General features: G+C 44.9%; 13 protein-coding genes. 4 read left to right on the forward strand and 9 right to left on the reverse strand.

From position 1 onward, the window contains the following. Nucleotides 1–140 precede the first annotated feature (140 nt). From NST83_RS24365 to NST83_RS24400, 8 genes are all read right to left on the reverse strand, one after another. Nucleotides 141–1550, reverse strand: coding sequence for a glycoside hydrolase family 1 protein (locus NST83_RS24365; RefSeq protein ID WP_342418037.1), 1410 nt, complete (start codon nt 1548–1550; stop codon nt 141–143). A gap of 73 nt (nt 1551–1623) precedes the next feature. Beyond that, on the reverse strand, nt 1624–2952 hold the full coding sequence (celB, locus tag NST83_RS24370) for a PTS cellobiose transporter subunit IIC (RefSeq protein WP_342415974.1): 1329 nt from the start codon (nt 2950–2952) through the stop codon (nt 1624–1626). An 85-nt stretch (nt 2953–3037) separates the two neighbouring features. Further along, nucleotides 3038–3370: a PTS lactose/cellobiose transporter subunit IIA gene (locus NST83_RS24375; RefSeq protein WP_025684654.1), complete on the reverse strand. Its 333-nt coding sequence runs from the start codon at nt 3368–3370 to the stop codon at nt 3038–3040. Beyond that, nucleotides 3363–3680, reverse strand: a complete 318-nt coding sequence (locus NST83_RS24380; RefSeq protein ID WP_137060801.1) for a PTS sugar transporter subunit IIB — start codon at nt 3678–3680, stop codon at nt 3363–3365. The genes NST83_RS24375 and NST83_RS24380 overlap by 8 nt, the downstream gene beginning before the upstream one ends. A gap of 551 nt (nt 3681–4231) precedes the next feature. Then, the gene (gene gtfA / locus NST83_RS24385; RefSeq protein ID WP_342415975.1) at nt 4232–5686 is read right to left on the reverse strand and encodes a sucrose phosphorylase; all 1455 of its coding nucleotides are present in this window, start codon (nt 5684–5686) and stop codon (nt 4232–4234) included. Between the two features lie 38 nt (nt 5687–5724). Continuing rightward, nucleotides 5725–6507 (reverse strand): alpha/beta hydrolase, encoded by a 783-nt coding sequence (locus NST83_RS24390; protein ID WP_342415976.1) that lies wholly within the window; start codon nt 6505–6507, stop codon nt 5725–5727. A 46-nt stretch (nt 6508–6553) separates the two neighbouring features. Continuing rightward, entirely contained in the window at nt 6554–7897 is a 1344-nt protein-coding gene (locus NST83_RS24395) for an MFS transporter (protein WP_342415977.1), read from the reverse strand. 174 nt (nt 7898–8071) lie between these two features. After that, entirely contained in the window at nt 8072–9055 is a 984-nt protein-coding gene (locus NST83_RS24400) for a LacI family DNA-binding transcriptional regulator (protein WP_137060804.1), read from the reverse strand. A gap of 149 nt (nt 9056–9204) precedes the next feature. Here NST83_RS24400 and NST83_RS24405 point away from each other — a divergent pair, with 149 nt between their 5' ends. From NST83_RS24405 to NST83_RS24415, 3 genes are all read left to right on the forward strand, one after another. After that, nucleotides 9205–9462, forward strand: coding sequence for a hypothetical protein (locus NST83_RS24405; RefSeq protein ID WP_342415978.1), 258 nt, complete (start codon nt 9205–9207; stop codon nt 9460–9462). A 106-nt stretch (nt 9463–9568) separates the two neighbouring features. Continuing rightward, nucleotides 9569–10651 carry a hypothetical protein gene (locus NST83_RS24410; RefSeq protein ID WP_342415979.1) on the forward strand — a complete coding sequence of 361 codons (1083 nt, stop codon included), beginning with the start codon at nt 9569–9571 and terminating at the stop codon, nt 10649–10651. Between the two features lie 352 nt (nt 10652–11003). Then, complete coding sequence (locus NST83_RS24415; protein ID WP_342415980.1) at nt 11004–12125, forward strand: WG repeat-containing protein; 1122 nt, start codon at nt 11004–11006, stop codon at nt 12123–12125. A 71-nt stretch (nt 12126–12196) separates the two neighbouring features. Here NST83_RS24415 and NST83_RS24420 read toward each other — a convergent pair whose 3' ends face one another. Next, nucleotides 12197–12634, reverse strand: a complete 438-nt coding sequence (locus NST83_RS24420; RefSeq protein ID WP_137060807.1) for a hypothetical protein — start codon at nt 12632–12634, stop codon at nt 12197–12199. Nucleotides 12635–12891: 257 nt separating this feature from the next. On the opposite strand from NST83_RS24420, the gene NST83_RS24425 reads away from it, so the two are divergent. After that, nucleotides 12892–13863, forward strand: a complete 972-nt coding sequence (locus NST83_RS24425; RefSeq protein ID WP_342415981.1) for an alpha/beta hydrolase — start codon at nt 12892–12894, stop codon at nt 13861–13863. Nucleotides 13864–13882: the final 19 nt, after the last annotated feature.

A 13882-nucleotide genomic window follows, 5' to 3' on the forward strand; every position in this document is an offset into this window, starting at 1 on the left:
GGTTCATTTTGTTCTGCAGGCGGGACATTAAGGTGTTACGGTATGAAGTAAGTATACCGAACATTATACTTTCTCACCAGCGGCATACGGCATAATCATTTTCGGTGATGAAGAAAAAAAAGGCGGTCCAGAGGACCACCTTAAAATCCGTTATTTTCGATCACCTGCTTGAACCAGTGCCCACTTTGTTTAACGGATCGTTTACCTCCGTCCTGAAGATCGACTGATACAAAGCCATAGCGGTTTTTATAGGCGTTCGACCAGGACCAGTTGTCCATAAACGTCCACAGGTGATAGCCCTTCACATTGGAGCCCTCCGAGATCGCCCGTTGAACCCATTTTAGATGCTCACGGATAAAATCAATGCGATAGTCATCACGGATCATACCCTGCTCATCCCTGAATTTTTCCTCACCCTGAACGCCCATCCCGTTTTCCGAGATAAAACATTCAATATTCCCATAATTCTGTCTGACATTGGTCAGGATATCGTAAATGCCCTTCTCATAGATCTCCCAGCCCCGCATCTCATTCATCTTGCGACCTGGCATCACATAATAATCAAAGTAGCGTTCCGGTACAAAAGGCGCGTCCGGGTTCGGCAGACTTTCGCGGGCCTTGACTCTGCGCGGCTGATAGTAGTTAATGCCCAGCAGGTCCACAGTGCCCAGACGTATAATTTCCCGATCCCCTTCTTCCGTGATGGGTAAAAATTCCTCCTGGCGTAGCAAGTCCACGAGCAAAGGATTAAATTCTCCCGTCACAGATGGGTCTAAAAAGGAACGGTTAAAGAACGCATCGCATATTTCAGCGGCCTGCACGTCTGCCGGATGCTGACTACGCGGATAGGTTGGCGTCAGGTTCAAAATAATGCCGATTTTGCCCTTGTAGCCTCCCTTTCTGTATGCCTGAATGGCACTGGCGCTCGATAACAGGGTATGATACCCCACCTGTACAGCTTTACGGAAATCCACTTCATTCGGATAGTGGAAATCGTATAGATAGCCGCCTTCCACCGGGACAATCGGCTCGTTATGCGTAAACCATTTGGCTACACGATCCCCGAATAACTCAAAGCAAGTGTTAGCGTAATCCACGTAAGCTTCGACCGTCTCTCGGTTCACCCAGCCTCCATTTTCCTGTAAAGCCATCGGCAAATCAAAATGATACAAATTCACAAACGGCTCAATACCCGCCTGATGCAACTCTTCAATGACGGAAGTATAGAATTGAACCGCCTGCTGGTTCATGGCACCTCTTCCCGCCGGAAACAGACGCGACCAGGAAATGGAGAACCGGAAAGAGTTGTGACCAAGCTCTTTCATGAGTGCAATATCCTCTTTGTAACGGGTATAGAAACGGGACGTATCCGCAGGACCGACCCCGTCGTAGAAACGGTTCGGCTCCTGCTCAAACCAATGGTCCCAAATGTTCGGCCCTTTGCCGTCTCCCTCCACGGTTCCTTCTGTCTGGGTAGCCGAAGCTGAGGAACCCCACCAGAAGTCGGATGGAAAACGGTATGAAACGGTTTGCTTCTCTGTATCTTTCATTTCGGTATGATTCACAGCTCTACTCCTCTCTCTTGTTCCATGAAACTGCTGCTGTCGTGGCAGAAGATTCACCTTACATTCCTATCGATTGATCCTTGCCTGCAATAGCTGCCTGGCCAACCTCCTCTTCCTGTTCTTTACGAACATTCATCCGGTCGATAATTTTCAGGAATGGGAACCAGATGACAAAGACGACAACCATATTAAACAGTTGCAGCAGTCCACCCGCCAGGGAACCCGTACCCATCATTCCGCTAAAGAACAATGGCATCGTCCAGGGAACCTGTATCCCATTCGGTGGAGGCACAATTCCGGTAGACATGGCAAAGTAAGTAATCAGCGTAACAATCATTGGTGAAATCACCCAAGGAACAAAAATCAATGGATTCATCACAATGGGCAGACCGAATATGACGGGTTCGTTAACATTGAACAAGCCCGGTCCAAGGGCCAGCTTACTGACCTGCTTCATTTGCTTGCTCTTGAGGAAGAATAGAATCGAGAGCACCACGGCCAGTGTCATACCTGTACCGCCGATGCCTACCGTATAAATATCAACGAATTGCTTCGTGATAATATGCGGTAATTCTGCTCCCTTGGAGTACGCTTCATAATTTTCCAGTGCCAGCGTGTTCCAGATCGGGTCCATAACCGAGTTGATAATAATTTGACCATGAAGCCCGAAGAACCATAAGAGCTGGACAAAGAAAACAGCAATCAAGGTAGGGATAATTCCACTGCCCAAATGTACCAGCGGTGCCTGAACGGCATGATAAATCAAGTCATGCAGATTATTGTGAAGCGTCAAAGTGACCACTACGTTGATGATTAAAAATATGCCCAGCGTAATACACGCAGGCAGCAATGCGGCAAAGGACTTGGCAACTGCTGGCGGAACGCCTGGAGGCATTTTAATAACAATCTTCTTCTGCGTCACCTTTCGGTAAATCTCAGCCGCGATAAAAGCGACGATCATCCCGAGGAACATGCCCTTGGCCCCGATCCGGTCGACAGGAATGACCCCGGCAATCGTGGCGCCGCTTTCTTGTGTCAGCACAAACGGAGTCAGCATCAGGAAGCTGGCCAAAGCGATCATGCCGCCAAATATCGGTTCGACCTTATAACTTCGGGATAGATAATATCCAATCCCGACGACCACGAACATAGTCATGATGTTCAGTGTTGCATTAGGCGCAATATTCAGCAGATTCTGAAAAGTCGTCAGATTGCCCTCGCCCATCCACCCTTTTAGAAACGGCAGATTAATAATAACAACGATAATGGAGCCAAAAACCGTTAATGGAAATGACAGCATAAATGCATCACGCAGTACAGTAAGATAGCGGTTGTTGTTCAGTTTACCGGCAATAGGTATTAAAATTTGGCTTAATTTTTCAAACAAAGCCTATTCCTCCCCGCGAAGTAACTTGCATCAGGTTTGTTGCAAAATTCTTATGTCCCGAATTTCACAAACTCTTGTGTACAGATTATAAATTTCTGGATTTGAAAAGCTCCAGCAGCTCTTGGACCAGATCCTTCATGGTAACCGTGGACATGAGATGATCCTCCGCATGCATCAGAAGGAGCGACAAAGGAGTTGGGGTTCCTCCGGCTTCATTCTTCACCATTTGAAAATGGATATCATGCGCAGCGCGCAAATCCTGCTTCGCCTGCTTAATAAGATCGTCTGCACCCTCCGTGTTCTCATTCCGGTATTCGCTCAGCGCCTGAATCACCTTACTGCGAGCGCTTCCACTATGCAGAATGAGTTGGAAACTAATTTGCTCTTCCGTCAGATCGGCTATATTGACTTTATCCATTTTTACGTTCCACCAGCTTCAAAGCCTGTTCATAGACTTTCTTGCCGTCCACCAGTCCGTACGCCATCATGTCGATCACTTCAACATGGATACCGTATTGAGCAGCTTCCTTTTGCAGCTGTCCTTTAAGAAAACTCATTTGCGGTCCGATCAATACCGCGTCCGCCTTAGCCATTTCTTCTGTCGCCTGATCTTGACCTACTGCCCAAATTTCAGCCTCGTCCCCAATGGACTTGGCATAATCCTGCATTTTGGTAACCAGCAAACTTGTAGACATACCCGAGCTGCAAGCCAGTAAAATATTCTTCATGATTGTTCCTTCCCTTCAAGGTCTGATTGAATGCTTACTACCAGAAAACGTTTACAGCGTAATTATAAATCCGCTTTTTTGATTTGTCTATACATTTAATTTATATGTATAGACTTTTTTTAAAATGACAATTCGTCCTGCTTTATTTTTAAAATGAATGCGTCGATCTCTTTTCTTAAATCTGTCAATAACTATCGGACTTCACAATAGTAGGACGAGGCTGTGTTTTGTCCATCTAAGCTCAGGCTGGATGTCATATGGACGAGAATGAAAGCGATGTATTATTAACAGAAATTAAGGATAAATAAACCAATTAAACCACATAATATGGATATAATTTTCTATGGACTCAACCGCTAACGAGTACAAGTATCCGTGCTGCTTGAGCTGGCTGTGAACCGTTCCCCGAAAAAGCTGGAGGGCATCACGCCGGTGATTACCGTAAAATAAAAATCCGCCCGCAACAGGGAATAAACTGTGGGCGGGCGGCTGAATAACCGTGCAGGACATTATATTCTGTTATGCTCTTAGAATCCGATGCGTCCTATCAGTTAAACGCCTGTCAGACGTACAAGGGATCCTTTTTCCAGATCTACATAATCAATTGTAAATGCATGGGTCCGCACGTTGGCTTTCAGAAGGGCACGATAGCTCCCTTTTTCCCATTGGATTTCCAACTGATCGGAATTTCCAGCTTCTATAATTTTGATTTCACCATCAAAAGCAGGATAGGAATTGCGGAATTTCATCAACTGAAACAATCGCTTCATAACGGGTCTTTCCAGGTTTTCAATGACTTCCTCCTGGGAATAGTAATGCCGATTAATGTTACGACCTACCTTCGTTTCTTCCAATAGCGCGATGTCATTTTCACCTGCCAGCAGTCCTACATAATAGACTTGGGGGATGCCCGGTGCAAAAAACTGAATGGCTCTTGCCAGTACATAGGCATCATCGTTGTTGCCAAGTGCTGAATAGTACGTGCAGTTGAGTTGATAGATATCCAGGTTATTATAGGCAGCCGTATTGTATACCCTTTTGATGTTAGCTCCCTTGGAGAACAAATTATTTTTGGTCTCTTCGATCTCTTCATCCGTCATTAAGTCCTTGGCATCCACTACTCCAATTCCATCATGAGTATCCAGCGTAGTAAATTGCTTTCTCGGACAGATGTTCAGCCAGTGAGTGAGACGCTCGCTATTACCGCTATACAGTGTGTGCAGCACTAGCATAGGCAGGGCAAAATCGTAAACCCAATGATCCTTTTCAGCAAGCTTCAACTGAATGGAGTAATGTTCATGAATCTCCGGCAGAACATCGACGCCGTAAGGCTTCAACATCTCCTGTGCTTCACCGAGCATGTCCCAAATTTCAGGCTCCACGAAAAAACAATTGGTTCCTCTTTTTTTGGTAGCATATGCAAAAGCATCAAGTCGGATGATCGAAGCGCCCTTTTCAGCCAGATGAATCAGGTTTTCTCTGACAAATTGCTGGGTCACGTCCGAGTGCAGATTAAGATCCACCTGTTCCTCATCAAAGGTACACCATACCTTTTCCGTCGTACCATCCCTAAACTCGACATCAATATAAGGCGCACGTGGCTTTCTTTTATAAATCAAATCCACTTCTTCCTGAGTAGGCTCTCCATTCGGCCAAAAATCCTTGTATCGGATAAACAAGTCGGCATACGGCGAAGCGTCTTTATGTTGGATAAAGTCCTGAAAATACGCCGAGCTGCGGGAGATATGATTAATCATAAAATCAAACATGAGGTAAAAATCCTGAGACAGCCGTTCAATATCCTCCCAGTCACCAAAGGGTGCATCAACGCTCTCATAGGTCATCGGAGCAAAGCCACGGTCTGCCGAAGACGGATAAAAAGGAAGCAAATGGACGCCACCGATCACCTGTTTAAAATGGTCGTTCAGCAGTTCTCCCAGCTCTTTCAAATTCTTCCCCATGCTGTCTGCATAAGTGATCAGCATAATTTCATTTTTGATGGACATGATGGTTTCTCCCCTGTTCTCCCGCTGTGGGATATCTATTATTTAGCGTTCTTTTCAAAAAAATCTAACGTATTTCTGAACAACTGTTCCCGATGAGGTACATTTCCCCATGAATGGTCGGCACCTTCAATGATCTGAATGCCAATGGGCTGTGAATAGGCTTGTTCATATTGATAGGCATATTGGATAGGCGCTATAAAGTCCTGATCTCCATGTATAATGGCGACATTCCCTTTAAAACTTGAGGCTCTGGTGTAAATATCCAAGCTGGCTACGTCCTCAATGAATCCCGGTCCAAGACGTAAACTGTTGAAATCAAAGTACCCTTGCTGATCCATAGACGAAATGGATTGTCCCTGAATCGTTTTGTTGTTATTGATTTCGTCGGTTACGGTTGCCGCAGGGGACCACATACATAAAGAGTGAATGTCTTTAGACAAATCACCAGCTACTATACTGGCAACTACACTCCCTAAGCTCATACCCATTAGACTGACACGGGAGGGGTCCACAAATTCCAACTGTCGGACAAAGTTAACGATGGCCTTTCCCTCTTCCACCTCTCTAGAAATGGTCACGTCGTAAAAATCTCCCTCGCTTTCGCCATGCCCTCCAAAATCAAACCGCACAGCTGCAATCCCTTGCTTTTCAAGAAGGCGTGAAATTTGAACAAATGAGTAAAAGTATTCGATCCGGTTAGCCCCGAATCCATGAAACATAATGACCGTAGGGTATTTGCCGCCCTTGAGGGTCTCAGGAATATGAGCTGTCCCTCTTAGCGTCAACCCATGAACAGAAGTTTCAATATATTGTAATGACATGACAGCCACCTCAATCTCAAATTTTTTTGAATATGAATATGTTAAGTTACTGAGCCGCTCTTCTTTCAGTCAGCTCTGCACGCATTTGGCTTTGGACAAAGTCAATCCGGTACATATAAATGAAGAGCATACATATCGCAAATGCAATCGCAGGAATCCAGACAAAATTAGTTGTAATGGCCTGCAATGCAGATTCTGTCTGCACCATGTTAGCTACAAACCCTCCCTTAGCCAGAATTTTGGATGTTAAGGCTCCTGCAATCCCTGCGCCAAACTGAATTCCGATCGTTCCGGCTGCCGTTAACAGACCTTGAGCTCTGACACCAAACTTCCATTCTCCAAAATCGACGGTATCGGCAAACATAACAAAAACCGTACTTTGCGCAGCCCCCAAACCAAACGATCCCAGAGCAACACCAAACAGTGTAAGAGCAACAGAAGGCTCCATCGAACCCATCCACATCACAATCTGTCCCAGAATACTGATCAGCAACCCGATCAAAACCAGATTTCGGTTCTTCATTTTCTTCACAATAAATGGAACTAGCAACATACCGATGATCATGGCACCTGCATTAATCCCATTGGCAAGCGAGCTCATTCCTTCGTTTCCCATATTGTATTTAAAGAAGAATATCATGGTAGATCCTTTGGCCACCACGCCGATAAAGATCACAAAATTAGTCAGTGCAAGCATCCACCATGGAAAATTGGGCAAGAGCGCCTTAATGCTGTCTCGGAAAGGAACCGGTTTACCCTGATCATATTGAACACGCTCTCTCGTATTCCTAAACGTTAATAGAAACATAATTACGGATAACACGGAGAATATCCCCATGGTGAATATAAATCCTTTTTGGTTCGTCCCCCCTCCAAAAAAAATGACCAATGGAAGAGCAACCACACCTGATACCAACACACCAATCTGTCCACCGATATTACGAAACATATTGGCCGAGCTTCTTTCCAGTGGATTCGCAGTGAGACTCGGTAGCATCGCCGAAATAGGTACATTGATACCTGCAAAGATAATGTTCAGTAAAATGTAGGTAATATAGGCATAAGCCAGTTTATAAGAATCATCGAAATAACCTACAGCAAAAGACAGCACCGTGATCATCCCGAATGGAATTGCCAACCATAGAAACCAGGGCCGTGCTTTACCATACTTTGAATTGGTTCTATCAATGAGAATCCCGAAGATCGGACTGGCAAAGGCATCGAGTACACGGACAATTAAAAACAACAGACCGACAGATTCGAGACTTAGTCCTGCAACATCGGTGTAGTAAAACATGAGATATGTTGAAACAACAGTGAATACCAAATTGTAAGCGGTATCACTCATTCCATAGCTTAACTTCTCTTTGAGGCTTAACTTATTGCTCATCTTCTTCGTCCCCTTATGTGAGATTCACGTTGCAAGTAAAGCGTTTTCAGAAAACGTTCTATAATAATTTATATTATATACTAAAGGATTGACATGTCAAACGATTGACATAATTTTTTTCAAAAAAATAAATGACCGTTACCCAACAAAAGAAATAGGGGAACGGCCATCATTCTAGGTTGTCTGCCCAAGGATCAAATGAACAGGGAGCAGCGGATTTAAGTCCCCCGTGTAATCCTGTCCATTAATTCGTTTGTTCAAAATTTCTACAGCTTGCCGGGCCATTTGCTGAATGGGCTGACGAATGGTGGTTAACTGTGGCATAAAGGCTTGGGCCGTCTCTGTCCCATCATATCCAACAACTTTCAACGTTTCCGGCACACGTCTACCTGTCTTCAAGGCTTCAAAATAAACGTTTGCCGCCAAGATATCATCACTCGCAAAAATACCATCCACATCTGGATGCTCACTAAAAATCTGATGAATGATTTGTTTATATAATTCTTGATCAAAAGACCTTGGGACTTCGTAAAAAATGGACTCCAACCCGTGATTCTCCATCGTTTTTTGGTAGGCCTCCAAACGCAAATGTGTATCGGTTTGCAGCATATACGGCCCATTGATATGAATGATTTTTTGACAGCCTTTATGAATTAAATGTTCCGTTGCCAGCTTCCCACCCAAATAATTATCCGAAGAAACGACAACCGCCTCTTCAGAAATATACTGGTCAATGGAGACAATCGGGAATGAAGAGTTTACTCGATCAAATACCCCCCTGTTATGACTGCCGACAATAATTCCATCCACTTGGTTCCGCAGCAGCATACTCAAATAATTGGCTTCCTTCTCTGCACTTTTCAAACTGTTGCACAAAAAAACTTTATACCCCAGTTCCTCGCAAGCGAGTTCAATATGAAATATTAACTCGGCATAAAAGGGGTTACTCACCGTTGGGAAAATCAATCCTATAATGTTGCTTTGTTTGGATAATAGCGATCTGGCCATTTCGTTCGGTACATAGTTCAGCTCTTTCATAGCGTCGTATACTAACGAACGTGTTTTTTCACTGATATATCCCCTGTTATTCATAACTCTGGAAACCGTCGTTGGAGAAACACCCGCACGCTTTGCTACATCTTCTATTTTTGGTTTCAATGGATTAGCCTCCGTAAGCATAAGAAAATTCTAGGGTTATTTTATGGTTCTCAAATATTCACATGCCATAATTCTAACGAAAGTTTGAAAATGTCTCCACTTAATTATTTTTATATCCCGAGGGTCCACAGACGGGGAATAACGGAATTGTGAAACGCATCTTATTACCTACGATCCATACGGGAAGGATTCATCAAAGGCCGCTGTATGAATACGAACGTAGAAACTGTGCGGGCAGGCAGGTATTCTTCGAAAAAAGAGAGAACTGTATATCGTCAGGTTTGGAAAAAAATGAAATAGACTGGCAGCTATATGCGCTGCTGGCGGTGATGCTCCATGAGCTGACCTCCTCCCGCATTCAGAAGATATCGCAAACCATTTTATATCTTCCACATTTTATTTCCTAGGTTATTATTAGCGGCATCATCTATCAGGTGTTTGCCACGCACTACGGTATCGTCAATCTGCTCCACTGGAATTAGAAATCTCACAAAACGAAGGAGTGTGTTTATCATGTGGAAAAAAGGAAGCAAAGCAGTAGCAGCGGTTATCATTCTGGGGGCGACCCTGATCGCACCCGCTGTGGCTCCATCCAAGGCAGCAGCAGCGGGTCTGAGCGCATTCGAGCAATCCAGACTTGCGGAATACTGGTCGCCTGTACTGTATCAGGATGTAGGAAACAACCCCGAGGGGGATATTCCGATTCCTGTAAACTTTGACGGCGACTGGTCAGGGCTAAACAACTGGGATAATATCGGCAAGTATGCCAAAGGCAGCAGTTTACCCTTGAAGCCAAGCGTGTATTGGTCGGTCGTGGAATCAGATACCCACTATTTCATCGGCTATGATCTGTTCTACGCTACACATGATCCACGAGGGACGCTGGGCGATCATGAAAATGACATGGAAGGCATGATGTTCACGATCCGCAAGCCAGGCACAGCCAAAAAAGACGGCACCAAGGTGACCAATCCGAACGGCGAGCTGGAATTGGCTTTGATGCCGAGACACGCCAAGCTGGGCATGTATGGCCCTGCCAACAAGGCGGTTCAGTATGATCCGGGAATGAGTTCAGTTTACTATGACAGCAACTTCACCACCGAAACGAGCGCCTCCGGCACTCATCCCTTGGTATACAGTGCGCAAAATGACGAGTCCTTCCTCGAATCGGACGGTGATTTCGGACACGCGCTCAAGCCTTACAACGGCAAAGGCGCCAAAGGCAAATCCGGCTACGTCTTTCAGGCCGGAACTCCGGTGAATCTCAACGCCTCCGGTGGACAGCTATGGGACTCCAAAATCGGTAATTTTGACGATAGCAAGCGTATGGGGTACGAACTGATCCCGCTGGAAACCTCGCTGTGGCCACTGCGGAACGATTTTACGCTGGACCTGTGGAGCAGCTACGGCACGTTCAAGGGCGACAATGGCCGCGCCAACGCCGCTAATGCGCCATGGGGCTGGAGCTTCGAGAACTACCGTGATTTGGGATCAGGTCGGATGCTGTATGATCCTGCCTACCTGGTGGACAAGCTCTTTGACGGATTGGGTGAATTTTCGTTGACCTACCGCACTAATCCGTACAGCGCACAATGAATGAATATGTCATTCTATCCTACCATGTGGTAATTACGATCTGCTGGATCGTTTGATTATGGAGTTGGAGACAGAAGGCTTGCGGGTAACGGAGATCAAGGTGTCATATGAGTTTATGCGTAACGGCAATTCGCTGCCGAGCATCCGAAAAACTTAGCTGCAAAATTTAGATAGGAAAGGGAACAAGCGTTGACTTGCTCCCTTTCTGTTTTTTTGAGATAACTCAGGATGCATCATAATGGGAAGTAAATCTTTTTCGATCTAAAAATTAGAAATATTTAGAATTGTAAGAAACATTCTTACATATCATTCGTCTATATTATGGTAAATCAACTTGCAAAGGAGCTTATGCATGTTAAAAAAGTTTGGATTAGCAATATTGATTCTATGTACCAGCGTTACAGTTTCGGGAACGGGGTGGGCTGCTCCCAGTAGTAGTTCAACAGCCATTGAAGTTTCTAAAACATCGCTGGATTACAACGTTGCTCGGCCCGAAAGCGATGGCGCTTTTCATGATGGCTTATTAGCCGCTGAAACATCCGCTGGAAATCTTGTGTTTTACAATACCAAAGGGGAAAAAGCGTTCTCTCTCCCCGCCGAGCTTAAACCCATTGGTGATTTTCATGAGCAACGAGCCGTCGTGAAAAATACAAAAACCAATCTCTATGGGTACATGAATACCAAAGGAACAGTGGTCATTCCTTGCCAATACACCGAAGCTAGTTCATTTAGCGAAGGAAAGGCCAAGATCACCATAGCCTCCACCAAAGAAAATGCCATTATTGATCGTACAGGAACAATCCTTACTCCATTGAAAGAAAATGTTGAAACAGAATATCTATTATCGGACGGTCTGGCGCTTGCCTACGCCCCCAACACAGGCAAGATCGGTTTTGTTAATGCTTCTGGTCAATTAGCGATCCCCTATAAATACAAATATAGTCGCAGTTTCTCGGATGGCTTGGCTATTGTGCAGAATAGCAAGGGGCTGTACGGATATATAAATACCTCAGGACAGGAGGTTATTCCTCTTCAATATAAATCGGGAGGAGACTTCTCGGAAGGGCTGGCTCCTGTACAAAATGCCAAGGGAAAATGGGGCTACATTAATAAACAGGGGAAAGCCGTTACTCCCTTTAAATTTTCCGATGCCCAGGATTTCAGTGAAGGCTTGGCGAGTGTAAAAAATGCGAAAAACGAGGTCGGATTTATTGATAAAAGCGGAGCATTGGTCATTCAATATCAACAAAAATATGATGTTACGTTCCCGTTCAAGGAAGGTATTGCTTTAGTGGGTAAACAAGCAAATTCATCCGTCTCAGACGGAAAATTCGGTTACATCAATCGTCAAGGCCAGTTGCTGACCAAGCTTGAGTACAGGGCGGAATCCTCCTCCTTCTCCAATGGCTATGCTGTTGCTTTTATCAAGCCAGGCAAAGCGTTCATTATATCCAAACGTTCCGTTTCAAAATAAAAAAAAGAGCTCGGAGGCAGATCCATTCGATCTGCCTCCGAGCTCTTTAGATTGCCAATATTTCAAAGAAATCAATCGTGCGTGTAGAATTTCACTCCAGGCAGATCTGCTGCCACCCATGAGTAGTTAATAGTATTACTGTTGTAATTTTTGGTCCCCGCCTGAGCAATTTGTACCTCTTTTAAGATCGTAATTGATGAACCCTTCGGTCTGACAACGACGACATGACCATGCCCGTCCGCCTTTTTGATCCCGATGGTAGGGTAGCCGAGGTTGGCTCTTTTTTGAGCATCCAGAAAGGTTACGGAGTACCATCCTGGCGTATTGTTACCGGATAAAGCATCAGCCATCTGATTGGCCAAGCCACTTGGTAAGTCAGCCGACATAGCCGCCATCACATCTTGCGCAAAAATATTACACTTCGTTCCACCTACCGGCGAATACTTTTTGTTCGTTTCTACCTTAAAACCGTCAATTACAGATGCATAGGTGCTTGCACTTCTAGCCATTTTGAATTTCCCCCTGTATATAAGTTGTAGAGGAAACGATGGAGTCGCCTGGACATCTGAATGGCTCCACATTCAAAGGATGTTGGCCTCAATTCCCTCTCAACATTTTAGGTGGATTCCGGCTTTATTTAACAACGTAATACATAAAAGATAATTAAGTTAAAATTAAGCTGCTGTTTTCTCTTGGATAAGATTAAGCATTTATAATGAGGAGAACATAAGGAGAGTAGCAGTTGAGATAAAGGAGAGTGCGAGAAGTGAAAAAATGGCTTAAAAGATTAGGGAAGACGGTTATGTTCGGGTTTCTGGCCATTTTGGTTCTTCTGGCATCAGGTGTGATATATGAACAGGTAAGCACTCGGCAGGATCTGAAATCTTATACCCCCAGCGGAAAGCTATACAATGTGAATGGGCATAATATGCATTTATATACCGGAGGACAAGGGAAAGTAACGGTTGTATTCGCTTCCGGGTGGGGCACGGCCAATCCGTATGTTGATTTTTCCCCACTGTACGATAAGCTTGCACCATATGTTAAATTTGCAGTTTATGACCGGTTCGGCTATGGGTATAGTGATACGACGGACAAGAAGCGTGACATTGATACCATAACGAATGAAATACACGAATTGCTGCAGGTCTCTGGTCAAAAGCCACCTTACCTGCTTGCAGCACATTCACTAGGCTCCCTCGAAACGCTCCGGTTTGCGCAGAAATACCCGGACGAGGTACAAGGCATCGTGATGTTGGATAGCGGAAGCCCCGAATATTACTATGCTGATGCTGAGGAGCCAGTACGCGGCGGCTTTATCAATCAGTTGCTTATAAAAACAGGCGTAATTCGGATGCTTTTTCACTCTGACAGTATTATCGAAAACTCACGTGCAACTCGCAACGGCTTGAAGTTCGTACCGGATGATTTGAAGGAGATTGACCTGACAGCCTCATTGCTTAAGCTTGAAAATCCCAATATAGAGGACGAGCTGCGTCAATCGCGGGCGAATGCAAAGGTCGTATTGGATAACAAACAGCCCTTCCATTTCCCACTTACCGTGCTGACATCCGATTACTTAGGGGTTCCCAATGACGCCTGGAGCAAGTACGAAAAGGAATTTACTTCTTGGTCCCTGCAATCCAAGCAATTAGTGATTAAGAATACCGAGCATTATATTCATCAATACCGCCCTGATCTCGTTGCAGATGAAATATTGGCCTTGGCCAAGCGGTAGGCTGAAACTTGCCGTTACA

The organism is Paenibacillus sp. FSL R10-2782 (genome assembly GCF_038592985.1).
GTDB classification, from domain to species: Bacteria; Bacillota; Bacilli; order Paenibacillales; family Paenibacillaceae; genus Paenibacillus; species Paenibacillus terrae_C.

Bases quoted from the DNA above. Each gene is read 5' to 3' on its own strand.
- NST83_RS24365 (WP_342418037.1), bottom strand. From the start codon at position 1,550: ATGAAAGATACAGAGAAGCAAACCGTTTCATACCGTTTTCCATCCGAC.
- NST83_RS24375 (WP_025684654.1), bottom strand. From the start codon at position 3,370: ATGGATAAAGTCAATATAGCCGATCTGACGGAAGAGCAAATTAGTTTC.
- NST83_RS24380 (WP_137060801.1), bottom strand. From the start codon at position 3,680: ATGAAGAATATTTTACTGGCTTGCAGCTCGGGTATGTCTACAAGTTTG.
- gtfA (WP_342415975.1), bottom strand. From the start codon at position 5,686: ATGTCCATCAAAAATGAAATTATGCTGATCACTTATGCAGACAGCATG.
- NST83_RS24390 (WP_342415976.1), bottom strand. From the start codon at position 6,507: ATGTCATTACAATATATTGAAACTTCTGTTCATGGGTTGACGCTAAGA.
- NST83_RS24395 (WP_342415977.1), bottom strand. From the start codon at position 7,897: ATGAGCAATAAGTTAAGCCTCAAAGAGAAGTTAAGCTATGGAATGAGT.
- NST83_RS24410 (WP_342415979.1), top strand. From the start codon at position 9,569: ATGTGGAAAAAAGGAAGCAAAGCAGTAGCAGCGGTTATCATTCTGGGG.
- NST83_RS24415 (WP_342415980.1), top strand. From the start codon at position 11,004: ATGTTAAAAAAGTTTGGATTAGCAATATTGATTCTATGTACCAGCGTT.
- NST83_RS24420 (WP_137060807.1), bottom strand. From the start codon at position 12,634: ATGGCTAGAAGTGCAAGCACCTATGCATCTGTAATTGACGGTTTTAAG.